The following is a 22,637-nucleotide window of genomic DNA, read 5'->3' as shown; positions in this document are numbered from 1 at the left end:
TTCCCTGAGACGAGTGACGGGCGGCACCACTCGGTGCCGCCCGTCAGTCCGTTCTGTTGCGGCGCAGGTTATTTCAGCTCAGCCGAGGTCTTGCCCAGCACGCGTCGTGCGACGATGAGCTGCTGGATCTGCTGGGTGCCTTCGAAGATGTCGAGAATCTTCGAGTCGCGCGACCACTTCTCGAGCAGGGGGCGCTCCGAGTAGCCGTACGTTCCGGCCAGTTCGACTGCCTTGAGCGATACGGCCGTACCGGTACGTCCGGCCTTCGCTTTGGAGATCGACGCCTCGAGCGAGTTGGGCTTCTTGTTGTCGGCCATCCACGTCGCCCGGAGGGCGAGCAGATACGCGGCTTCCCAATCTGCTTCGAGCGCAAGGAATTCGGCTGCTGCCGCGTGCTGATTGTTGGCGGGCACATCGTAGGACACCTCGACCCCGGCGTCCTTCAGGATGGCGCGCAACTCCTCGAGCACCGCGCGGCCGAGACCGATCGCCATACCCGCGACGATCGGGCGGGTGTTGTCGAAGGTCTGCATGACCCCGGCGAAACCCTTTTCGGCGTTCACCTCGGGGGAGCCGAGGATATTGTCCTTGGGGATGCGGCAGTTGTCGAGCAGCAGGACCGCCGTGTCGGACGCCTTGATGCCGAGCTTGTGTTCGAGCCGGGCGACGCTCAGCCCCGGGGCTTCCCGCGGGACGACGAACGACTTGATCGCGGCACGGCCCTTGGACTTGTCGACGGTCGCCCACACCACCACGTGCGTGGAACGCTCACCGGCGGTGACGAAGATCTTCTCGCCGTTGAGAACCCATTCGTCGCCGTCGAGTACGGCGGTCGTGGTCACGGCGGCGGAGTCCGACCCGAACCCCGGTTCGGTGATGGCCATCGATGCCCACACCTTGCCGAAACGCTCGAGTTGTTCGTCGGTGGCGACGGCCGCGATGGCGGAGTTGCCCAGGCCCTGATACGGGATGGACAGGGTCAGGCCCACGTCGCCCCAGCAGGTTTCGATGACGTTCAGGAGCCCGGCCATGTTGCCGCCGTTGAGGTTTCCGGCCGCGCCGTCGGACTTGGCTTTCGCATCGCGACCGAGCGTCGCGCCCGCGGCACCTTGACCCGAGTCGTTGAGCCCTTCGACCATCGCCGCCATCGTGTCGAGTTCGACGGGGTACTCGTGCTCGGCGAGATCGTACTTGCGGGAGATGGGACGGAAGATCTGCGCGGCGACCTGGTGGGCCTGGTTCGCGGAGGCCTTGAGCTTCTTGGGAAGTTCGAGATTGATCATCACAGGTTCCTTGTTCGGATCGGGCCGCTCAGATGAGGACGACGCCTTCGGCGACACCGATGGCACGCAGGTCGCGGTACCAGCGCTCGACGGGATGTTCCTTCGTGAAACCGTGGCCTCCGAGCAGTTGCACACCGTCGAGGCCGATCTTCATGCCCTTGTCCGTGGCGAGCTTGCGGGCGAGTGCGGCCTCGCGGGCGAACGAGAGCCCCTGCTCTGCGCGGGAGGCTCCGCGCAGGGTCACCAGGCGCATGCCGTCCAGTTCGATCTTGATATCGGCGACCATGAACGCGACAGCCTGACGGTGGCTGACCGGTTCGCCGAACGCGTGGCGCTCGTTGACGTAGGGCACCACGTAATCCAGGACGGCCTGGGAGGTGCCGAGCGCGAGCGACGCCCAGCCGAGACGTGACAGGCGCACCGCGTCGGCGTACTGCTCGGCTCGCACGTCGGGGTTCTCGTCGCCGAGAAGCGCGGACTGCGGGACCGCGACGTCCTCGAGCAGCAGGCGTCCGAGTCCCGCGGCGCGAAGACCCATGCTCGGATCGGCCTCGATGACAACGCCCTTGCTCTTCGCCTCGACGATGAAGAACGACGGCTTGCCGTCGAGTTCTGCTGCGACGATGAACAGTTCCGCGCTGCCCGCGGCCGGCACGAGCGCCTTGACGCCGTTGAGGCGGTAGCCGCTGGGGGAGCGTACGGCCTTGGTCTCCAAGGCGAACGGGTCGAACAGTGCGCGAGGTTCCGCGACCACCACCGACGCCTGCGGTACGTCCTCGCTCGCGAAGGCGGGCAGGTAGGTCTGCTGCTGCTCGTCCGTGCCCCACTGTGTGAGCGCGACGGCGACGCCGCTCGGGGCGAGGATCGGAAGTGCCAGACCCATGTCGCCGTGCGCGAGCGCCTCGGCGACGAGGGCGTTGGTGACGACCCCGCGCTCGGTCGCGACCCCGTCGAACGCCTCGGGAACATTGACCATGGTGATGCCGAGTTCGGCCGCGCGCGCGAGCAGGTCGGCCGGGGCGGCCGCGGCGGCATCGGCGTCGTAGGCGGCCGGGCGAATGATCTCCGCGGCGAACTCGCGCACGGTTTCGGTGATCATCTGCTGGTCGTCGGTGGGGGTGAGGTCGAAGAAGTCGGCGTTCTTCGCCGTCGTCAGCCGCTGCGGCGCGCTGCCGCCCGAGACCTTCTTGAAGGTCCGGGTCGCGGCGCCGAGGGTCTTGAAGCCGGTCTTGGTGGACTGGTACGTCACCCGGTCGATGGTCTGGCGGATGTTGTACCGGTCGGCGAGCTCGGACCCGGTGATCCGGGTGAGCACGCGCATCGCGGCCCCCATCGCGTCGCGTTTGAAGGGGTTCAGGCCGACGGCGGAGGTGTCGCGAGGTGTCTTCCGGGGCACGCTGTCTTGCTTGCTCATGATCACCAGAGGTTTCTCGATGCGGGAGCGGACGATCACCGATCTTACTTCTGAGTAAGGTGCGGTGTCTACTATTGGGTAAGTTCTCCGGGCCGCATCGCCCTGATCTTGTTATGGTCGCAGGCGCGCGAGAACCTCGTCGTGCAGGTGCCCGTTGGTCGCGATCGCGCTGCCACCGTGGGGGCCGGGGGCGCCCTCGAGATTCGTGAACCGTCCGCCCGCCTCCCGAACCAGTACGTCCAGCGCCGCAAGGTCCCACAGCGACACCTCCGGTTCGAGCGCGATCTCGACCGCGCCTTCCGCCAGCAGGCAGTACGAAAAGAAGTCGCCGTACGCGCGCACCCGCCACACCTCGTCGGTGAGTGCGACGAACTGCTCCCGCAGGCCCCGCTCTCGCCAGCCGCTCAGACTCGAGAAGCTCAGCGACGCGGATTCGGGTGCTCGCACCTGCGACACCGCAAGTCGCCGCGGCGTTCCCGAGTCGTACGAGACGAAGGCACCCGCGCCGGCGGCAGCCCACCAGCGCCGATTCAGGGCCGGAGCGCTCACCACCCCGACGACCGGCACTCCGTCGTCGAGCAGAGAGATCAACGTCGCCCACACCGGAACGCCCCGGACGAAGTTCTTGGTGCCGTCGATCGGGTCTACGACCCATTGCCGGCCGGAGAACACCGCGTCGCCGCCGAACTCCTCCCCGAGCACCGCATCACCGGGTCGCTCGGTCCCGAGAACCTCACGCACCGACCGTTCGACGGCGAGATCGGCGTCCGACACAGGGGTGAGATCCGGCTTGTCGTCGACCTCGAGGTCGAGCGCGCCGAAGCGGTTGCGGGTGATCGCATCCGCGTCGTCGGCGAGGCGGAGGGCGAGGTCCAGATCTGCGGTGTAGTCGGTGGGCATGGAGGAAACGCTAGCGGCTACCCTTGAAAATCGTGCACCCCGATGTTTCCGCAGACCTGGCCGAGCTCGATACGACCCTCCGGACCGTGGAGTCCGTCCTCGACGTCGAGGAGTTGCGCCGCCGGATCGACGAACTCGAACACCAGGCCGCGGATCCCGAACTGTGGAACAACCAGGAACACGCGCAGAAGGTGACCAGCGAGCTGTCGCACGCGCAGGGCGAGTTGCGACGCGTCGAGAACCTGCGCGAGCGGCTCGACGACCTGCCGGTGCTCTACGAGCTGGCCGAAGGCGAAGAGGGCGAAGCCGCCGTCGCTGCGCACGCCGACGCCGACGCCGAACGGGCGAGCCTGCGGGTCGACATCCAGGCGATGGAGGTGCGGACGCTGCTGTCGGGCGAGTACGACCAGCGCGACGCTCTCGTCAACATCCGCGCCGGTGCAGGCGGAATCGACGCCGCGGACTGGGCCGAGATGCTCATGCGCATGTACATCCGCTGGGCCGACAAGCACGGCTACGGCGTGGAGGTCTACGACACGTCGTATGCGGAGGAAGCGGGCATCAAGTCTGCGACCTTCACCGTCAAGGCGCCGTACACCTACGGGACGCTCTCGGTAGAGATGGGAACGCACCGCCTCGTGCGTATCAGCCCGTTCGACAACCAGGGCCGTCGTCAGACGTCCTTCGCGGAGGTCGAGGTGCTTCCCGTGGTGGAGACCACCGACCACATCGAGGTGGACGAGAACGACGTGCGCGTCGACGTCTACCGTTCGTCCGGCCCGGGCGGACAGTCGGTCAACACCACCGACTCCGCGGTGCGCCTGACCCACATCCCGACCGGCATCGTCGTGACGTGTCAGAACGAGAAGTCGCAGTTGCAGAACAAGGTTGCCGCGATGCGCGTGCTGCAGGCCAAGCTGCTCGAGCGCAAGCGCAAGGAAGAGCGCGCGGAGATGGATGCGCTCAAGGGCGACGGCGGCAGCTCCTGGGGCAACCAGATGCGGTCGTACGTGCTGCATCCGTACCAGATGGTCAAGGACCTGCGTACCGAGTACGAGGTCAACAACCCGTCCGCTGTGCTCGACGGCGACATCGACGGTTTCCTCGAAGCCGGGATCCGCTGGCGGATGCGGGAGGAACAGAAGTCGTGATGTGGGGCGAGAGGCGGTCGCGTGGTGTTTCCCGGGAGTAGTCTCCTCGCTTGGCTGTCGAGCAACGGGCTGCTCATCGTTCTGACCGTGCTGGGCGCGACGTTGGTCGCCCGGTTCGTGTCCTGGGGCGGCGAGCGGATCACCCGGCGCATCGACGAGAACTACGAACAATCCGACGACCTCGTCCGGTCGGAGGCAACCAAGCATCGCCATTCGATGGCGCAGGTCGTCACCTGGATGCTGATCTCGTTCATCTACATCATCGCGACGCTGAAGGTCTTCGATTACCTCGAATTGCCGCTCGGAACTCTGGTGGCGCCGGCGACCGTGATCGGTGCCGCGCTCGGTTTCGGTGCCCAGCGCATCGTCCAGGACATCCTCGCCGGTTTCTTCATCATCACCGAACGGCAGTACGGGTTCGGTGACACCGTCCAGATCTCCGTCACGGGCGCCTCCGAGGACGCCGTCGGCACCGTCGAAGACGTGACGTTGCGGGTCACCCGGGTGCGGAGCACCGCCGGCGAGGTGATCATCGTGCCGAACGGCCAGATCAACAAGGCGATCAACCTGTCGAAGGACTGGGCGCGCGCAGTGGTCGACGTGCCGATTCCGGTCAGCGCCGACATCTCCGATGTCACCGACATCCTGCGCGAGGTGGGCGTCGCCGCGTACAACGACACCCGAGTACGCGAACTGCTTCTCGACGAACCCAGCGTGATGGGCGTCGAAAGCCTCGAGGTCGATCAGCTCAGCGTGCGGATGGTCGCTCGTACACTTCCCGGCAAACAGTTCCAGGTGGGCCGCCTGCTCCGCGCACGGATCGCGCGTGCCCTGCGGGTCCAAGGGATCACCGTCACCCCGCAACTCGGCACCGCGAGTGTCGTCGACCGGTCGGAGGCCCAGTGAGCGACGAGAAGCCGTTCTGGTCGCGCATCCCTTCCCACCTGTTCGGTGGGAAGGTGCGCACCGCAACCCTCGGGCTGTGTTTGCTGTGGGTCGCGCTGTGGATGCTCTACCTGTTCCTCAACCAGCCCGACAAGCCGGCGGAGGTTCCGCCGTCGGCCGTGATCATCTCCGATACGCCCTACGTTCCGTATGTGCCTCCCGCGTCGACCGCACCGTCGGCGACGCTGCCTCCGACGGTGACCCCTGATCCGAGCGGGACCGGCACACCGCCGCCCGTGACGGCGACGACTGTGCCGTCGACCCCGGGCGCGCCGACCACCACGAGGACGGTGCCTTCTGCGCCGGCGCCCACGACCACCACGACCAGGCAGATGCCCTTCGATCTGCAGATTCCGGGCCTTCCGTCCGTGAACGAGCAGAACGACACGTCCGAGACCGGAGAGCCGGGACAGTAGGTCACCGTGAGGTAACGGCTAGCATGGCGTCGTGATCCGGCTGGAGAATGTGTCCAAGTCCTACAAGACGTCCACGCGTCCTGCCCTCGACAACGTGTCGGTCGAAGTGGAGAAGGGCGAGTTCGTCTTTCTCATCGGGCCGTCCGGCTCCGGTAAGTCGACGTTCCTGCGGCTGCTGTTGCGGGAGGACCGGCCCACCAGCGGCGAAATCCACGTGGCGGATTTCCACGTCAATCGGCTCTCCGGCCGCCGGGTGCCGAAACTGCGCCAAAACCTGGGGTGCGTGTTCCAGGACTTCCGGCTCCTGCAGCGCAAGACGGTTGCCGAGAACATCTCGTTCGCGCTCGAAGTGATCGGAAAGCCCCGCTCGGTGATCGAGCGCACCGTCCCCGAGGTCCTCGAACTCGTCGGGCTGTCGGGCAAGGCGGACCGGCTTCCCGCGGAACTGTCCGGCGGCGAGCAGCAGCGCGTCGCCATCGCGCGGGCGTTCGTCAACCGGCCTCTCGTGCTGATGGCAGACGAACCCACCGGCAACCTCGACCCCGAGACCAGCCAGGACATCATGCTGTTGCTCGAGCGCATCAACCGCACCGGAACGACAGTCCTCATGGCGACCCACGATCACCACATCGTCGACTCGATGCGGCGGCGGGTCGTCGAACTCGATCTCGGGCGTCTCGTCCGCGACGAGGCACGCGGCGTCTACGGCGTCGGCCGCTAGTCCGAGTCCCGCTCCGCGTTCCATCCGGCAACCGAAGGATCCACACCCCGATGCGTGCCAGCTTCCTGTTCAGCGAGGTCACTACCGGCCTGCGCCGCAACCTCACCATGACGATCGCGATGATTCTCACCACCGCCATCTCTCTCGCGTTGTTCGGCGCAGGTCTGCTGGTGGTCCAGATGGCGGGTAAGACGCAGCAGATCTTCCTCGACCGAGTGGAGGTCCAGGTGTTCCTCACCGATGACATCTCCTCGCTCGACCCCGAGTGCGAGCAGGACCTGTGCAGCACGTTGCGCAGCGACATCGAGAACACCGAAGACGTGGTGTCGGTGCAGTACCTCAGCCGCGACGACGCGGTGGCCGACGCGACCGACCGGGTGTTCGCCGATCAACCCGAGCTCGCCGAACTGGTGAGTGCCGACAGCTTCCCCGCTTCGTTCAAGATCAAGATGTCGGACCCGGACCGCTTCGCCTTGATCCAGGACGAGTTCGGGACGCGCCCTGGAGTCGACAGCGTCCTCAACCAGCAGGATCTCGTGGAACGACTCTTCGGCGTGCTCGGCGGTATCCGAAACGCCGCCTTCGCGATCGCCACGATCCAGGCCGTCGCGGCCGTGCTGCTCATCGCGAACATGGTGCAGATCGCGGCGTTCACGCGTCGCACCGAGGTCGGCATCATGAGGCTCGTCGGCGCGACCCGCTGGTACACCCAGCTGCCGTTCCTGCTCGAAGCCGTCGTCGCAGCCGTCGTCGGTGCCGCACTGGCGATCGCCGGGCTGTTCACCGCCAAGAGCGTGTTCGTCGACGGCATGCTCTCCGAGGTGTACGAGGCGAACATCGTCGCCCGGATCACCGACAGCGACATCCTGCTCGTGGCCCCGTTCCTCGTGCTCGTCGGGGTCGGAATGGCGGCGTTGACTTCTTACGTGACCCTTCGCCTGTACGTGCGTGAATAACAGTTTGTCGCGGTTCCTATGCTGGACTGTGTTCTGTATCGACCGCTCGAGGACCGGAAGGGCCTGTACGTGAAGGAAAAGGGCCGGAAGGTCATCGCGACCAACCGCAAGGCACGTCACAACTACGCCATCATCGACACCTTCGAGGCGGGCATCGCTCTCGTGGGAACCGAGGTGAAGAGCCTGCGCGAAGGCAAAGCGTCGCTCGTCGACGCGTTCGCAACCGTCGACGACGGCGAGGTGTGGCTGCGCGGCCTGCACATCCCGGAATACGGGCACGGCACATGGACCAACCATGCGCCGCGCCGCACCCGCAAGCTGCTGCTGCACCGCCGCGAGATCGACACCCTCGTCGGCAAGACCCGCGAGGGCAACCAGACTCTCGTGCCGCTGTCGATGTACTTCTCCGACGGCAAGGTCAAGGTCGAACTCGCGCTCGCGCGCGGCAAGCAGGACTACGACAAGCGGCAGGATCTCGCGCGCCGCACCGCCGAGCGTGAGGTGACCCGCGAACTCGGACGGCGCGTGAAAGGTATGCGCCGCTGATCGCGGTCGCCCTCGCGTTGGTCGCGGCGCTCGCGTACGGGCTCAGCGATTTCGCGGGTGGAGCCTCGTCGCGCCGTGCCAGCGCCCTGGGCGTAATCGCGATCACCTACCCGGTCTCGCTCGTAGTGTCACTCCTTGTCGCGCCGTTCGTCGGGGGAGGGCCGACGGCTGCGTCGCTCGGGTGGGGAGCGGTCTCGGGGATCGCCGGCGGCATCGCGATCTGGTGGTTCTATCTGGCGCTCGCCTCCGGCCCGATGTCGGTGGTGTCGCCGCTCACCGCGATTCTCGTCGCGGGCATCCCTGTGCTCGTGGGTATTTCGCTCGGTGAACGCCCGGGACTGCTGTCGTACGTGGGAATAGTCGTCGCGGTCGTCGCGGTGGCACTCGTCAGCCGCGAATCCGACGAGACAGTCGTCGGCAGCGAACATCCCCGCTTCACCGTGAAGGTGGCGTGGCTGACGGTGGGGTCGGGTATCGCGTTCGCCCTGTCGTTCATCACGCTGGGCCAGATCGACGAAGGCACCGGGCTGTGGGGGCTCGTCGCCTCGCGGCTGACCGCGACACTCGTCGTGTGGTCCGTCATCGCGGTGGTCTGGCGCAAGGTGGTGTGGCCGACCCGGGACATGGTGCCGATCCTGCTCGGGATCGGTACGCTCGACGTCCTCGCCAACGGTGCCCTGATCTTCGCCTATCAGCAGGGCATGCTGTCGCTCGTCAGTGTCGTCGCCGCGCTGTATCCCGCCGCGACGGTCCTCCTCGCGATGATCGTGCTGGGCGAACGCGTGGGTCGCCTCCGGCTCGTCGGCATGATCGCTGCGGGGGTCGCGGTAGCCCTCATCAGTGTCGCGGCGTGAGTCTGCTCGAAGCCCGGCCGGAACTCGAGCGCCGACCGTAGCCTGAAGGTTGTTCGGGACAGCGACCTGCGGGCTCGTCTCTGCTCGCCGGTGAGTCCGTGTGAGCTGCCGGGAGGCGACCGATGACCGATACTCTCGACCTGTCCGCCACCGTCGCGCGGAGGCTTGCCGACGAATCGGTGATCTGGCTGACCACCGTGGACGCGAAGTCCACGCCGGTGCCGACCCCCGTGTGGTTCCTGTGGAGGGACGGCAGCTTCCTGCTGTTCTCGCAGCCGGGCGCACGCAAACTCGCCAACATCGCCGCCGATCGTCGCGTGGCGCTCAACCTCAACTCGGATGCCCACGGCGGCGATGTAGCGGTGTTCACGGGCCACGCCGTCGTCGACGCCGACGTTCCGGACGACGACTGGAACCGCTACGTGGAGAAGTACGAGCAGCAGATGGCCTCCCTCGACTACACGCCCGCCCGCTTTCGCGACGACTACTCGGTGCCGGTCCGAGTGATTCCGGTCCGCGTCCGCCAGTGGTAGCGATGCGGTGTGAGCAGGCTCATTCCCTCTCGTCGGTCCTCTGTGAAAATGAGAATGACAACGGGCGGATTCGTGGCTACAGTGGGTAGTCCTGCGGGGTTACACGCCTCGCGGGGACGTGCGGGGCTGAACGGTTTCGACTGCGTACGTTGAGCTAGGGGAAGCGTGTCGGTGCAGGCAAGAGACCACCGTAAGCGTCGCTGCAACCAATTAAGCGCCGAGACCACTCAGCGCGAGTACGCCCTCGCTGCCTAAGTAGCGATTGCGTCTCTGTCAGACCGGGTTTGCTCTCGACCCGGATCCTGGCATCGACTAGAGAGCTTTACCGTTCGGCTCGGTCGCGGAGTCGGATGGGACATCAAACAGCGACTGGGATCGTCATCCCGCCTTGTTCGCGAGAACGGGAGATCCAAGTAGAGACATAGCGAACTGCACACGGAGAAGCCCTGGCGAGGCGGCGGAGGACCCGGGTTCGATTCCCGGCAGCTCCACCGAACCCCAGGTGAGAGACCTTTCAAGGTTTCTCACCTGGGGTCCTTTTTTTGGGGGTTAGCTCTCCAGTAGATCCGTCATCTTGTCGAGGCACTGCTCGAGCCCGGCCTTCGACATGTCGCGTGCCTGTTCATCCGCGTATCCGAACTCCGTGACGGTCAGCATTGTCCGGCCGTCGGTGCCCGGTACGAAGGTGATGACGTGCCGCACGTCGTTCGGAACCCCGGGCGGGGATGCGACCCGCGTGCCCGACGCATCGGTGAAGGCGAGGTCGAACTCGAGGAGACTGGTCGGCTCGATCCTGCGGTAGGTCCAGGTGTTGAACATGTCCTGTCCGCCGTACTCGGCCGGAGCGCGCATGCCGACCAGCGATGTGCCACCGACCCGGAAGTCGAGGTCCGCGACCGGCACGGTGAAACCGTGAGGTCCCCACCACCTCTTGATATGTTCCGGGTCCTGCCACGCGCGCCACACCTCCCCGGCGGGCGCGGCGAACGTGCGGGTACTGACGACGTTGTAGGTATCGGGCACGGTGCCCTCCTGCCGAGGTGATCGGGAACGGTCGTCCGGTTTATGACCCGCCGGCCGGGGATGATTCATCGGAACCCAGCGGGCTGTGGAAACCGAGTACGCGTGATCACCGACATTCACGGATGTTCCGCCGTCCGGTGAGCACTCCATGCCGGGGTGCAGCTGATCTTCTGAGCGGGAACAGATTTCGACGCGACTGGTCGATTGTCCGAGTGGCACCGGGCGAAGAGAAGAGGTAGAAAGAAGAGGTCTCTTGCGGCGTGGTCACGCCGGGAGGCCCGGGTACAGCCAGTTGCCCGCCTGTCTGGAGTTTCTCCTCGAGCGGGCTACCCGTCATCATCGAGGTGGTTCTCCAGTCAGGCACGTAGGCCGTATCGAGCTATTGCCTTGAAAGGACCACCCGGTCGAGATGAGTGATTCCACGTTTTCTGCTTCCGGCACTTCGTCGTCTTCTTCCTCGGATCCCATTCGCCGTGCCACCCGACGCGGATCGATGAGTACAGCAGAGATCAAAGAGCGCCTCGCAGTGATGTTCGGCGATGCGGACGAGGCTTCGACTCCCGCAGAGGAGGGAGATTCGCGATAGTCCTCGGAGGGGTGTGAACGCTCGTGGAGCGCATGTGAGCCGCGTCAAGAAGTCCCGCGGGGCGGGAGGAAGTTCAAAGCGGATCGGGACGTCCGGTCGCCTCACGGCGAGAGGCACATCGCAGCTCCAGCCGAGCGGAACTCCGCGATGGCAACGGGATTGAGCCCGGGGGACACGGTGCCGTCCCGATCCGTTCCGTTCAACACACTCATTTCCTTCGGTATTCCGCGACGGGATCTTTGACGAGGTGAGCGGCGCCCGTCGGGGGAAGCCGAATCGTATCGGCAACAGGCGCGGTTGTTCGCGTCGAAGATGTTGCACCACTAGGGGTTACGTGACCAGGACGCGAGGGTCGAGTGACGACGGCCGCGCCGCCTGCTTTCGGGCGGTCGTAGCCCGCCCGGTTCGGGATCAGGTGGTCGGGATCGGGCCGTAGCAGCCCCTTTGTCGGCTCCCGGGGTGTAGCCCGCGCATGCCCACGCGCACACGGGCAAGATGAGACCCACACACTCGACGAGGAGGTCGCATGGCGCACGAGCGAGCGGGACAGCGGGCGATTGCCGAGGATCTGGAAGACCTCGCGCACTTGGTCACCGCGTACTACACCGTGAAACCGGACCCGGAAGACCCACTGCAGCAGGTGGCGTTCGGAACGTCCGGGCATCGCGGTTCGAGCCTCGCCGGTGCGTTCAACGAAGACCACATCCTCGCCACCACGCAAGCAATCGTCGAATACCGGGCGGGGCAGGGCACCGGGGGACCGTTGTTCCTCGGTCGCGACACGCATGCGCTGTCCGAACCGGCATGGGCGACCGCGCTCGAGGTGCTCGTCGCCAACGACGTCGACGTCGTCGTCGATTCCCGCGATCGCTACACCCCGACCCCCGCGGTCAGCCATGCGATCCTGCGGCACAACGCCGGGGCCGGCCACCGTGCCGACGGGATCGTGGTGACGCCCTCCCACAATCCGCCGCGCGACGGCGGATTCAAATACAACCCACCATCCGGTGGTCCCGCCGACAGCGAAGCGACCTCCGCGATCGCCGCCCGCGCCAACGAACTGCTCGCCGCCGGGCTCGTCGGCGTGAAGCGTGTGCCGGTCTCGTCGGCGCTCGCCGCGGCCGGACGATACGACTTCCTCGCCGCTTACATCGACGATCTGCCCAACGTCGTGGACCTGGGCGCCGTTCGCGCTGCGGGTCTGCGTATCGGAGCCGATCCCTTGGGCGGTGCGAGCGTCGACTACTGGGGCGAGATCGCCGAACGGCACGATCTGGATCTCACCGTCGTGAATCCCCTGGTCGACGCGACCTGGAGATTCATGACGCTCGACACCGACGGAAAGATCCGCATGGACTGCTCGTCGCCCAACGCGATGGCGTCCATGATCGAAGCGCGCAAGGATTTCGACCTCGCGACCGGAAACGACGCCGACGCGGACCGGCACGGCATCGTCACCCCGGACGCGGGACTGCTCAACCCGAACCACTACCTCGCCGTGGCCATCGACTATCTGTTCCGTAACCGGCCGGGTTGGTCCGCCGGAAGTCAGGTGGGAAAAACCCTCGTCAGTTCTTCGATGATCGACCGGGTGGCCTCCGGACTCGGCCGACCGCTGCTCGAAGTTCCGGTGGGCTTCAAATGGTTCGTGCCGGGTCTGCTCGACGGCTCGCTGGGGTTCGGCGGCGAGGAGAGCGCCGGGGCATCGTTCCTCCGGCACGACGGCTCGGTGTGGACCACCGACAAGGACGGCATCGTGCTCGCACTGCTCGCCGCCGAGATCACGGCCGTCGCAGGCAAGAGCCCCTCGCAGTACTACGGGGACCTCACCGCGCGGTACGGCAACCCGTCGTACGCCCGGGTAGACGCACCGGCGACGCGGGATCAGAAGGCGGTGCTCGCGAAGCTGTCTCCCGAACAGGTCCACGCGACCGAACTCGCAGGCGAGCCGATCACCGCGACGCTCACCACCGCACCGGGCAACGGGGCACCGATCGGTGGTCTCAAGGTGACCACGGAGAACGCCTGGTTCGCCGCCCGGCCCTCCGGAACCGAGGACGTGTACAAGATCTACGCGGAGTCGTTCCGGGGACCGGAGCACCTCGCGGAGGTCCAGCGGGCCGCCCGGGACCTCGTGTCGTCGGTCCTGTCCTGATCGGTCCCGCCCCGGTCGGCGTGTGGCGCGAAGATCCGCAGCGCCGGCCGGGTCGTGCGCGTAGCTAACATCGTGGGCATCATGCGTACACGTGAGGCGGCGTTGCCGCGGGAGATCTGGGTCCTCGTCGCGGCGAGTTTCGTCATCGCCCTCGGCTTCGGGCTCGTGGCGCCGGCGCTCCCGCAGTTCGCACGCAGCTTCGACGTGGGAGTGACCGCCGCCTCGGTCGTCATCTCGGCGTTCGCCGCGATGCGCCTGATATTCGCTCCGTTCAGCGGACGGCTCGTCCAGAAGCTGGGGGAGCGGCCCATCTACATCACGGGTTTGCTCATCGTGGCCGTCTCGACCGGCGCGTGTGCTTTCGCGGAGACCTACTGGCAGTTGCTCGTCTTCCGGGCGCTCGGCGGTATCGGCTCCACGATGTTCACGGTGTCGGCACTGGGCCTGCTGGTGCGTATCGCGCCGCCCGATGCCCGTGGGCGCGTCTCGGGCCTGTACGCGACCAGCTTCCTGCTCGGCAACATCTTCGGTCCTCTCGTGGGCGGTGCGCTCACCGGACTCGGGCTCCGCGCCCCGTTCCTCATCTACGCGGTGGCCCTGCTGATCGCCGCTGCCGTCGTAGGTGTGCAGTTGCGCTCGTCGCATCTCGCGCAGCCTGCCAAAGGTGAAGAACTGCGGGTGATGGGGCTGCGCGAAGCGCTCGGCTCCCCGGTCTACCGCGCCGCGCTCGGATCGAACTTCGCGAACGGCTGGGTGGTCTTCGGTGTCCGCGTCGCCATGGTGCCGCTCTTCGTGGTGGAAGCCCTCGAGCAGGGTGAGGCGTTCGCCGGCGTGGCACTGACCGCCTTCGCCGTGGGCAACGCTCTCGTCCTGATCCGATCCGGGCGCTGGTCCGACCGCTACGGACGACGGCCCTTCGTGCTCGCCGGGCTCCTGGTGTGTGGTGTCTCGACGATCGTGATGGGCCTGACCGAGAGTGTGGCGCTGTTTCTCGTCACCTCGCTCGTGGCCGGTATGGGGTCGGGATTGTCGAACCCGTCGCAGCAAGCCGCGGTGGCCGATGTGGTAGGCAGCAAGGCCCGCGGCGGCCCCGTACTCGCGACCTTCCAGATGACAGCTGACATCGGCACCGTGATCGGGCCGATCGTGGCAGGTTTGCTCGCCCAGCACCTGTCGTTCTCGGCCGCATTCGCTGCCACCGGCATGATCATGCTGATTGCCGCGATTCCGTGGTTCTTCGCCGGACGCTCGCGCGACGCGGCGCCCGCCGCCGACGACGTGAGGAACGACGGCGCGGTGAGCGGCGACGGCGGCGTGAGCAACGACGGCGGCGTGAGCAACGACGGCGGCGTGAGCAACGACGGCGGCGTGAGCAACGACGGCGGCGTGAGCAACGACACTGGCAGCCGAGCACAGGATCGGTAGTGTCGAAACGGTGTGGATTCGTATCGTCTCGACGGTCGCGCGTGTAACTCTCGCCGCCGTCTGGCTGGTCTCGGGGTGGATCAAATTCTCCGACCCCACCCAGACCGTGGTGGCGGTACGGGCGTACCAACTCCTTCCGTCCGATCTGGTGCGACCCTTCGCAGCGGTCTTCCCGGCGCTCGAACTCGCGCTGGGGCTACTGCTGCTGGTGGGTCTGGCCGTGCGACCGGCGGCAGTGGCGAGTGCGATCGGCCTGGTCGTGCTCATCGCGGCGATCGCGTCCGCGTGGGCACGCGGTCTGTCCATCGACTGTGGGTGCTTCGGGGGTGGTGGGGTCGTGAACGACGTCGGCGCCTGGGACTACCTCTCCGAGATCCTGCGCGACCTCGGATTCCTCGCGGCGTCTGCGTGGCTCATGGTGTTCCCACGCACACCACTTGCACTCGGCCCCGGATCGCGGACGTTCTCAGTGCGCCCTCAGTCCACAGTGGCAGAGTGAACCCGGACATTCTCAGACGAACAAAGGGCAGATGTCGTGAATGCGAAGAAGGTCAAGTCGGCGAAGTACACACCTGAGCCGACGTCGAACAAGTTCACCTACATCCTCGGTGGCGTTGCCGTCGTGGTGATCGCGGCGCTCGTCATCGGCGGTGTGCTGTTGTCGTCGGGCGGTAGCGATGCCCGCAACGACGGGTACGGCACGGTGCAGAACGCGGCGGTAGAGGTGGGCCTCGAGGACGGGGCGATTCTCGTCGGCAGGCCCGACGCCGCGGCGACCATCGACCTCTACGAGGACCCGATGTGCCCGTACTGCGCCGAACTCGAGCACAAGCACTCGCAGGAACTTGCCCAGGCGATCGACAACGGTGATATCGCCGTTCGCTACCACATCCTTGCGTTCCTCGACCGGCTGTCGAGCAGCGGTGACTACTCGACGCGTGCCGTGGCGGCCGCGCAGTGCGTCGCGGAAAGCGGTGACGCGGCGGTGTTCTCGAAGTTCCACGACACGTTGCTCTCGCCCGACACGCAGCCGGCGGAGGGTAGCGACAGCGATCTCGACAACGCCGCTCTCGCCCAGTTGGCCCGCGATGCGGGAGCGTCCGACGAGACCGTGCAGTGCATCACCGACGGCACCCGCATGGAACAGGCTGCGATCGACGCCGAGGCGGGTCGTCAGAAGCTCGCCACCACCGGCGCGACCGGCACTCCTGCCGTGATCTACAACGGCACCGTCATCGACGCGCTCGGCAACGAGAACTGGGTCACCGACATCGTCGGCTGACGACGCGGACCGCGGTGGGAGGCATCGGCAGAACGTCTCCACCGTTCCGTCGTCTACCAGGCGATTTGTTGGCGACGAGCGCGATGGTGTAACTTTCTTTCAGCGCACGGGGTTGCCCCCGGTGCCGAAAAATGGATACGGGGCTATGGCGCAGCTGGTAGCGCACCACACTGGCAGTGTGGGGGTCAGGGGTTCGAGTCCCCTTAGCTCCACAGAACAGAAGCCCCCTCCGATCTGCATCGGAGGGGGCTTCTCGCTGTCCTGGACAGGTGCGGTCGGGGGTCGGAATGTCATGACTCTGTCCTATTGCTCCGGATATCGCGGACGACGCGGCCGCGAGCCGGTCGTCAGAAACCCGGCCGTAGACCGCCTGAGTCGTCCTTTCGCTGTGCCCGTGCCAGGCCGCCACCACGTCGGCGGGCACGCCCGCCGCGAGGATCCGGGAGACTGACGAGTGCCGCAGAATCCGTAGGGTGATCGGCGGCAGCCTTGCCGCCTTCCTCTGTTCGGCGAATAGGCCTACCCGAACGCATCGTTCCAGTCCAGTGACCGCACGAGGCGAGAGTTTGCATGACTACTCGGGACTCGACCACTGGGGTTTGACCCGTTAGCCGATGTTCTCCCGGAATGGCGCCCGGTCCATGTTGGTTCGATTCACCGAGCGGTTCATGCTGCGTTCCACTTGAACAACCGGGCGCCCATGGTGCCGAAGATGACGATCATGCCGACGAGTACGGCCGTGGCAAGCCCGTAGTTGGACCATGGATCGCCGTTCCACAGGCCTTGCATCAGGTCAACCAGGTGACGGATCGGCGAGAATTCCGTCACACGCTGTACGCCTTCCGGGAGTACGGCCAGCGGCACGAACGCCCCCGACGTCATCATCAGCAGGATCATCAGCCCGTTCCCGATGCCCGTCGCTGCGGCCGCAGATGGGTAGATTGCCGCCAGCGTGTAACCGAGCGCCAGGAACGCGACCAGTCCGAGCGCCGCGGCCGCGAGCACTGACACCAGGTTGCCCTCCGGTCGCACCCCGAAGCCGAGAATCCCCACCATCAGGGCAAAGGCGATCCCTGTCAGACCGATCAGGAAGTTGACGGTGAGGTCGGCGGCGACGTAGGACTGCGGGCGAAGCGGTGTGGCCCGCAGTCTCAGCAGGGCGCCGCTCTCGCGGAGCTGCAGTTGGCTCACTGGCAGCGTGAGAACGCCCATGATCGCCACCACCAGTGAGGCGTAGGCAGGGAGCGTGGCGGCCACAAAGCCTCGCCCGCCGAACTCTGGGCTTGGATCGTTGCCAAAGATCAGCCCCAGAATCACCATCAGCATGGGCGCGAAGATCAGTGTGAAGAAGAATCCCACCGGCTCGCGCAGTGTGGAGCGGGCAAGGGTGAGGATTAGTGTCCGATATGTCCGCATCAGGGCGCCTCTCGCATCGTGCGTCCGGTCAGGTTGAGAAATACCTCTTCCATCCCGGGTGAGCTCATGGTCATGTCGGTCACCACGGCCCCGGCCTGCGTCAGGTGGGAAAGCACATTCTGGGCAAATGCCCCGCGTCCACGGATGATTGTCACGGCGTTGTCGGAGTTCACCGAGGAGACCCCTTCCACGGAGGTCAGGGTGGGCGGTGTGGGGCGGTCGAGAGTCAGTCGCAACGTGGAATCTCCTCCGTGAGCCGAAATGAGCCCCCGGACGGTGTCCAGAGCGACGAGTCTGCCCTGGTTTATGATCGCGACCCGGTCGCAGAGCGCCTCGGCCTCCTCCATGTAGTGCGTCGTGAGGACGACCGTCTTGCCGCGTCGGCGAATGTCGCGGACCACCTCCCACATCGCCAGGCGCGCCTGCGGGTCGAGTGAGGTGGTGAGCTCGTCGAGGAAGAGCAGCTCCGGGTCGTGAATAAGGGCAAGCGCTATGAACACGCGCTGTCGCTCTCCACCGGATAGCTTGGCCACATAGGATTTCTCCTTGGCTGCGATCCCGAGAGTCTCCAGAAGCGGACGCCAGGGCATCGGCCGGGCATAGAACGACGAGAACAGTTCCAGCGCCTCGCCCACCTTCAATCTGGGCAGCAGAGCCGCGTGCTGCAGCTGGACACCTACCCGCTGCGCGAGCACGTGGGCATCCTTCACCGGGCAAAAGCCGAGCACGTCGATCGAACCGGACGTGGGTACGTCCAGGCCCTCCAGGCAGTTGAGGAGCGTCGTTTTTCCAGCCCCATTGGGGCCGATGATGCCGACGACCTCGTTCTGCTCGACACTCAGGCTCACCCCGTCCACGGCGGCGAGATCACCGAAACTCCGAGTGACATCACGACAAGACACGACGCTCATGACGTTTCCTCCGCGGTGTCCGCGGTGGGCGGTTGAAGAGTGGCGTTCAGGGCTTGCTCGAGAAAGCCCTCGAAGAGCTCCGGCCGCACGACGGCGATTCCTCGGTCGATGTCCGCAAGAAGCAGCAACGTGTCACCTGGGCCGATGCCGAGGAGGTCGCGCGCTCCCTTGGGAATGACTATCTGCCCCTTCTCTCCCATAACGACCGTCGCGGCGAATTTGCCCGAAGGGGCTGACTGTGAACGGCTTGGTTCGCGTCGAGGGCTCATGTCGAAAGTTATACCAGTTGAACTATTCCAACTAGTTGGACCCGCTGGTTCGACTGTACTGAGCGGGGGTCAGCGGACGAGCCAGGTCTCTCCCGGGTTCATGCGGATCGTGACCCGCTCACCGGCGGCGACACCGAACGCCTCGACGACCCCGGCCGACTGCAGGGCCCGCTTACTGGTATTCACCCACGTCTGGAGTTCCTCCGAATCAATCTCGGGGTAGTCCCCGAGACCCCTGACCGCCCACTGTCGTTTCGTCAACGCCGATCCCTTGCCGTAAGTGGGCCCCAGTCCGAGCACACCTACGACCAGAACGCCCGCGAGTACGAGACAGCCTGAATGTCAACCACATACACGCGGTGTCGAATTCAGGTATCTACGCTCCCGGCCGGCATCCAGCCCGCGCCTGTGCCGCCGAGTTACACCACTACTTGGGACTTGACCAGATGTCCTAGCTCTGTCCTGACTCGGTATGCCACGAGGTGATACAAGGTAGACGCGCTGGTACGAGTAATTGCTGGTAGAGCTGACGCGATAGCACCCCCGTGACATGGTGACCTTCTCGTCTTCACAGTGGCAGTGTGGGGGTCAAGGGGTTCGAGTCCCCTTAACTGCACGTGGACAATCGTTTCCGGGCCTGTGAGCCCTCGCCGGTGGGCGGCAGAAGTCGCATAGGTCCCGCGATATCTTTCCGTAGTGAACAGCACGACAGTGACCGGCAAGCCGGTGACCCGAACAGCAGCAGACGGCACGACCGAGTACGGGACCGAAGAGCTTCTGGCCGCCCTGCGCGACGTGCTGGTGGGTCCGTTGCCGGAAATCGGTGTGCGGTTCTCGACACTGCTCTCGGACTTCGTTCCGCACACCGCTCTGGTGGTCTTCACCCGCGAATGCACCGGCAGGCCCCGCAAGGTCGCGGGAGACCCGGCGATCGTCGACCGGGTCACCATCGCCGAACTCGACCGCATCCGGTGCGATCTCTCCGTGGACCGGACGAAACGTGGAAGCGTTCGGCTCGCGGGTCGTGATCGCGACGCGTGGGCGGTGCTGGACCGCACCGACACGCTGCTGGTCCTCCTTCCCCGGCAGGGAACCTGGACCGCCTCGACGCCGCTCGCACTGACGAGCGCTCTGTTCGGCCTCGTCGCTACCGCCATCCAGTTGCAGGTGCAGAGCGCCAGTCCGGCCTACCTTGCAGAGTCGCGCGCGGCGTCCGCCGAACGTGCGCGGACCGTCGCCGAACTCACCGAGGCTCACGCCGCCACGCTCGAGACCCTTCTCGCGACGCTCCGCTCCCGCGACCTCGACGACAGCCGGGCCAGGACGACGGCTCGGGAGACGGCGACCGCAGCTCTCATCGGCCTGAGGTCGTCGGTCGACCTTCATCGCGAACTCGCGGAAGAGGCGGTGACCACCGCCTTCGCGCGGATGCACGGCGAGTTGCGCGGACTGGTCCGTCACCACGACTTGAAGCTGGACATGGTGGCGCCTCCCGTCGACGGGCGAGGACTGCCGGGGGAGATCGCACACGCTGCCCGCGCCCTGGCCCGGGGCGCAGTGCTGGCGCTGTCGGCTCAAGCCGGCGTCCACCGTATCCGAGTGGCATGGAACTGCGACGGTACGAGCCTGCTCGTCGACATCCGCGACGACGGACCCGGCGATCTCGATGCCCTCGAACTCGAACGACGCTTGCGAGATCGGGTCGACGCGCTCGGGGGCGTCATCGACACCGAAGCCACCGCGGGATGGGGTTGCCGCGTGTCTGTCCGACTGCCACTCGATCTTCCGTCGCCCACGGCAGAGGGCCCGGCGCTCGACGCACTGAGCGCCCTCGGCTCGCGGGAAGTGGAAGTCCTCGGGCATCTGGTGGCGGGCCGACGCAACCGCGCCATCGCGGAGAGTCTCGGGGTCACCGAGGCCACGGTGAAATTCCACGTGGCGAACGTGCTCAAAAAACTCGGCGTCAGCTCCCGTGGCGAGGCCGCGGCTCTCGGTTCCGAGGCCGGGGTCAAAGCCGCGAGAGCTGACGCCGAGTTCTTCGGTTCAGGGACGATCAGGGAACAGGCTGCGGCGACGGCGTCGTCGTAGGCGCCGTCGTGGTGGCCGGAGCCGTAGTGCCCGTCGGCTGCTCCGTTGTCGGCTCACCGGTGGTCGGCTGACCGGTGCTCGGTTCGCCGGTGGGCGGCACCGGCATGCCGGCACCTTCGGGGGCGGGGACGGTGCCCGGAACCGGTGCCACGGAAGGCGCGCCGGAAGGGGCGGTCGGAGCGGGGGCGACGCCCGGTACGGGAGCACCCGGTACGGGAGCACCCGGTGCCGGAGCGGGGGGTGCCGGTACGGCGCCGTCCTGAGCCGGCGACGTCTGCGGGTTCGCCTGATCGCTGGGCGACGCGGGTGTCGTCTCGGAGGTCTCCGTGGTCTCGGAGGCTTCCGCAGCTTCGGCGGCGGCCATCATCCGCGCCGCCTTGGCTTCGGCGTCGCTGGACACCGGCTTGCCCTGCTTGGCCTGCTCGGCGAGGTGAGTGAGCCACGCGGCCGCATAGTCGACGGTGCTGGTGCCCTTACCGTCGATGTCGTCGTCCCAGTAGTCGAAGTGGTGACCGTAGTGGTCGTCGGTCTCCCGGTTGTAGCCGAAGGTCTGGTCGTAGGGGTCGCTCATGATCACCGCGAGGGTGTTCTGGTTGGTCCGGACCAATCCGATGACTTCCTTGAGGAGCTTCTCCGGGAGGTATGCGAGGTTGGCCAGGCGATCCGCCGGAATGGGCTCGGACCCGTCGGCTGCGACCGGCGTCGTCTTGGCCTCGGGCACGTAGCCGGGCTCGGACACCTTGATCAGCACGTCGAGGAACGTCTCGTCCGAACGCATCCAGTCTTCGTCGGCGGAAACATCGGCGAGGGCGAGGAGCGCGACCCGGCCGAGGACCTGTGCGAGATCGGCGCCCGTTGCGGGGGTCAGCCCTTCACGCTCGATGGCATCACCGTTCACCTGCCGTCCGAGGTTGACGAGCAGTTCGATCAGGGAGATGTTGTCGGGCGTCGAGCACGCGAAGTCGCCCTCGGAGCAGAAGGAGGCAACCTTGCCGTTCAGCTTGCCGAACTCACCGCCTGTTCCGGGCAACGCTCCGCCGCCGGGGGCTGTGCCCGCGCTCGGGTCGTAGGGGCGGTCGAATCCGTCGGGATTGCTGGGATCCTTGGCGCCCGGGAAGAATTCTCCGTCGACGCCGCGGCCGGCGTCGGACAGAATGACGACTCCCGTGACCGCGCTGGGATCGCCATTGGGCCAGGTGCCGTCCGGGTTCTGTGTCTGGTTGCCGATCTGCATCGCCGCACGCCGGGCGACATCCGCGCCTTCGCTGAAGCCGACGATGGCGAACTGGGTGTCGGGGCACGAGGCCTGGATGGCCTTCATGACCTGGATGGTGTTGTCGGCGCCCGTGTTCACGGCGTCTTCGTAGCTCGACAGGTCGGCGGGATACTCGATGTAGATCGCCGCGTACCCGTTGTCGCCCTCGTGGTCCTCCAGCGGCGCGTTGATCACCGGATCCACCCAGTGGCTCCGGTACGCGCCCTGCTGCGCCGCGGGCAACTTGTTGCCCTTCTCGTCGACGAGCATCTTCGTCTGGTCGCGAGGGGTATCGCCGCGGCCGCCCACGCCGATGCTGACCATGTCGTGACAGTCGGCTGTCGAGGCCAAACCCGCCAGAGCGGGGTCGGCGACGGTGGGCGGGGTCGGTTGCGGCCACGCGATGGCGACTGCCGCCGCGACTCCGAGCGCGATCGGCGCTAGCACGCCGGCGAAGACCTTGCTGCGTGACGACGGCTTTTCGTTGGCCATGGGTTGTTTCCAATCC

General features: G+C 66.3%; 22 protein-coding genes, 1 tRNA gene and 1 other RNA gene. 15 read left to right on the top strand and 9 right to left on the bottom strand.

The window, feature by feature from the left end:
- Positions 1–68: 68 nt before the first annotated feature.
- The 3 genes from RDCOP1_RS07075 to hisN form a co-directional block, all read right to left on the bottom strand.
- The gene (locus RDCOP1_RS07075; RefSeq protein WP_072699390.1) at positions 69–1,283 is read right to left on the bottom strand and encodes an acyl-CoA dehydrogenase family protein; all 1,215 of its coding nucleotides are present in this window, start codon (positions 1,281–1,283) and stop codon (positions 69–71) included.
- A 28-nt stretch (positions 1,284–1,311) separates the two neighbouring features.
- Positions 1,312–2,703 (bottom strand): acyl-CoA dehydrogenase family protein, encoded by a 1,392-nt coding sequence (locus tag RDCOP1_RS07070; RefSeq protein ID WP_072699389.1) that lies wholly within the window; start codon positions 2,701–2,703, stop codon positions 1,312–1,314.
- Between the two features lie 105 nt (positions 2,704–2,808).
- A complete protein-coding gene (hisN, locus tag RDCOP1_RS07065) occupies positions 2,809–3,597 on the bottom strand; it encodes a histidinol-phosphatase (protein ID WP_072699388.1) in 789 nt (262 codons plus the stop codon).
- 32 nt (positions 3,598–3,629) lie between these two features.
- On the opposite strand from hisN, the gene prfB reads away from it, so the two are divergent.
- The 9 genes from prfB (at position 3,630) to ssrA (ending at position 10,213) form a co-directional block, all read left to right on the top strand.
- The gene (gene prfB, locus RDCOP1_RS07060) at positions 3,630–4,748 is read left to right on the top strand and encodes a peptide chain release factor 2 (protein WP_072699387.1); all 1,119 of its coding nucleotides are present in this window, start codon (positions 3,630–3,632) and stop codon (positions 4,746–4,748) included.
- Positions 4,749–4,769: 21 nt separating this feature from the next.
- Complete coding sequence (locus RDCOP1_RS07055; protein WP_084722482.1) at positions 4,770–5,654, top strand: mechanosensitive ion channel family protein; 885 nt, start codon at positions 4,770–4,772, stop codon at positions 5,652–5,654.
- Positions 5,651–6,109, top strand: coding sequence for an Rv3103c transmembrane domain-containing protein (locus RDCOP1_RS07050; protein ID WP_072699386.1), 459 nt, complete (start codon positions 5,651–5,653; stop codon positions 6,107–6,109). The genes RDCOP1_RS07055 and RDCOP1_RS07050 overlap by 4 nt, the downstream gene beginning before the upstream one ends.
- Positions 6,110–6,140: 31 nt before the next feature.
- Positions 6,141–6,830: a cell division ATP-binding protein FtsE gene (gene ftsE / locus RDCOP1_RS07045; RefSeq protein ID WP_072699385.1), complete on the top strand. Its 690-nt coding sequence runs from the start codon at positions 6,141–6,143 to the stop codon at positions 6,828–6,830.
- A gap of 50 nt (positions 6,831–6,880) precedes the next feature.
- Positions 6,881–7,786 (top strand): permease-like cell division protein FtsX, encoded by a 906-nt coding sequence (gene ftsX / locus RDCOP1_RS07040; protein WP_072699384.1) that lies wholly within the window; start codon positions 6,881–6,883, stop codon positions 7,784–7,786.
- 69 nt (positions 7,787–7,855) lie between these two features.
- Positions 7,856–8,332 carry an SsrA-binding protein SmpB gene (gene smpB / locus RDCOP1_RS07035; protein WP_072699659.1) on the top strand — a complete coding sequence of 159 codons (477 nt, stop codon included), beginning with the start codon at positions 7,856–7,858 and terminating at the stop codon, positions 8,330–8,332.
- Positions 8,329–9,186, top strand: coding sequence for a DMT family transporter (locus RDCOP1_RS07030; protein WP_072699383.1), 858 nt, complete (start codon positions 8,329–8,331; stop codon positions 9,184–9,186). The genes smpB and RDCOP1_RS07030 overlap by 4 nt, the downstream gene beginning before the upstream one ends.
- Positions 9,187–9,308: 122 nt before the next feature.
- A complete protein-coding gene (locus tag RDCOP1_RS07025) occupies positions 9,309–9,719 on the top strand; it encodes a TIGR03667 family PPOX class F420-dependent oxidoreductase (RefSeq protein WP_072699382.1) in 411 nt (136 codons plus the stop codon).
- A gap of 122 nt (positions 9,720–9,841) precedes the next feature.
- Positions 9,842–10,213: a transfer-messenger RNA gene (ssrA, locus tag RDCOP1_RS07020) on the top strand.
- 55 nt (positions 10,214–10,268) lie between these two features.
- Here the strand turns inward: ssrA and RDCOP1_RS07015 are convergent.
- The gene (locus RDCOP1_RS07015; RefSeq protein WP_072699381.1) at positions 10,269–10,742 is read right to left on the bottom strand and encodes an SRPBCC family protein; all 474 of its coding nucleotides are present in this window, start codon (positions 10,740–10,742) and stop codon (positions 10,269–10,271) included.
- Positions 10,743–11,854: 1,112 nt separating this feature from the next.
- Here RDCOP1_RS07015 and pgm point away from each other — a divergent pair.
- The 5 genes from pgm (at position 11,855) to RDCOP1_RS06990 (ending at position 16,402) form a co-directional block, all read left to right on the top strand.
- Entirely contained in the window at positions 11,855–13,483 is a 1,629-nt protein-coding gene (gene pgm / locus RDCOP1_RS07010; protein WP_072699380.1) for a phosphoglucomutase (alpha-D-glucose-1,6-bisphosphate-dependent), read from the top strand.
- Positions 13,484–13,564: 81 nt separating this feature from the next.
- Complete coding sequence (locus RDCOP1_RS07005) at positions 13,565–14,908, top strand: MFS transporter (protein WP_084722508.1); 1,344 nt, start codon at positions 13,565–13,567, stop codon at positions 14,906–14,908.
- Positions 14,909–14,918: 10 nt separating this feature from the next.
- A complete protein-coding gene (locus RDCOP1_RS07000; RefSeq protein ID WP_072699379.1) occupies positions 14,919–15,407 on the top strand; it encodes a MauE/DoxX family redox-associated membrane protein in 489 nt (162 codons plus the stop codon).
- 36 nt (positions 15,408–15,443) lie between these two features.
- Entirely contained in the window at positions 15,444–16,190 is a 747-nt protein-coding gene (locus RDCOP1_RS06995; protein ID WP_072699378.1) for a DsbA family protein, read from the top strand.
- Between the two features lie 139 nt (positions 16,191–16,329).
- Positions 16,330–16,402 (top strand) — tRNA-Ala (locus RDCOP1_RS06990).
- A 454-nt stretch (positions 16,403–16,856) separates the two neighbouring features.
- Here RDCOP1_RS06990 and RDCOP1_RS06985 read toward each other — a convergent pair.
- The 4 genes from RDCOP1_RS06985 to RDCOP1_RS21610 all read right to left on the bottom strand — a co-directional run bounded on the left by RDCOP1_RS06985 (position 16,857) and on the right by RDCOP1_RS21610 (position 19,047).
- Positions 16,857–17,606: an ABC transporter permease gene (locus RDCOP1_RS06985; protein ID WP_072699377.1), complete on the bottom strand. Its 750-nt coding sequence runs from the start codon at positions 17,604–17,606 to the stop codon at positions 16,857–16,859.
- Entirely contained in the window at positions 17,606–18,517 is a 912-nt protein-coding gene (locus RDCOP1_RS06980; protein WP_072699376.1) for an ABC transporter ATP-binding protein, read from the bottom strand. The genes RDCOP1_RS06985 and RDCOP1_RS06980 overlap by 1 nt, the downstream gene beginning before the upstream one ends.
- Complete coding sequence (locus RDCOP1_RS06975) at positions 18,514–18,717, bottom strand: AbrB/MazE/SpoVT family DNA-binding domain-containing protein (protein ID WP_231922916.1); 204 nt, start codon at positions 18,715–18,717, stop codon at positions 18,514–18,516. The genes RDCOP1_RS06980 and RDCOP1_RS06975 overlap by 4 nt, the downstream gene beginning before the upstream one ends.
- Positions 18,718–18,855: 138 nt before the next feature.
- Positions 18,856–19,047: a hypothetical protein gene (locus RDCOP1_RS21610; protein ID WP_145983617.1), complete on the bottom strand. Its 192-nt coding sequence runs from the start codon at positions 19,045–19,047 to the stop codon at positions 18,856–18,858.
- Positions 19,048–19,563: 516 nt separating this feature from the next.
- On the opposite strand from RDCOP1_RS21610, the gene RDCOP1_RS06965 reads away from it, so the two are divergent.
- Positions 19,564–20,874 (top strand): helix-turn-helix transcriptional regulator, encoded by a 1,311-nt coding sequence (locus tag RDCOP1_RS06965; protein WP_371836809.1) that lies wholly within the window; start codon positions 19,564–19,566, stop codon positions 20,872–20,874.
- On the opposite strand, the gene RDCOP1_RS06960 is transcribed toward RDCOP1_RS06965, so the two are convergent.
- Positions 20,840–22,621: a cutinase family protein gene (locus tag RDCOP1_RS06960; RefSeq protein ID WP_072699373.1), complete on the bottom strand. Its 1,782-nt coding sequence runs from the start codon at positions 22,619–22,621 to the stop codon at positions 20,840–20,842. The two genes, RDCOP1_RS06965 and RDCOP1_RS06960, sit on opposite strands and share 35 nt — an antisense overlap.
- Between the last annotated feature and the right edge of the window lie 16 nt (positions 22,622–22,637).

It is taken from the genome of Rhodococcus coprophilus NBRC 100603, from assembly GCF_001895045.1.
GTDB lineage: Bacteria > Actinomycetota > Actinomycetes > Mycobacteriales > Mycobacteriaceae > Rhodococcus > Rhodococcus coprophilus.
The sequence above is the reverse complement of the archived record's forward strand: the minus strand, read 5'-3'. Positions and strand labels throughout refer to the sequence as shown.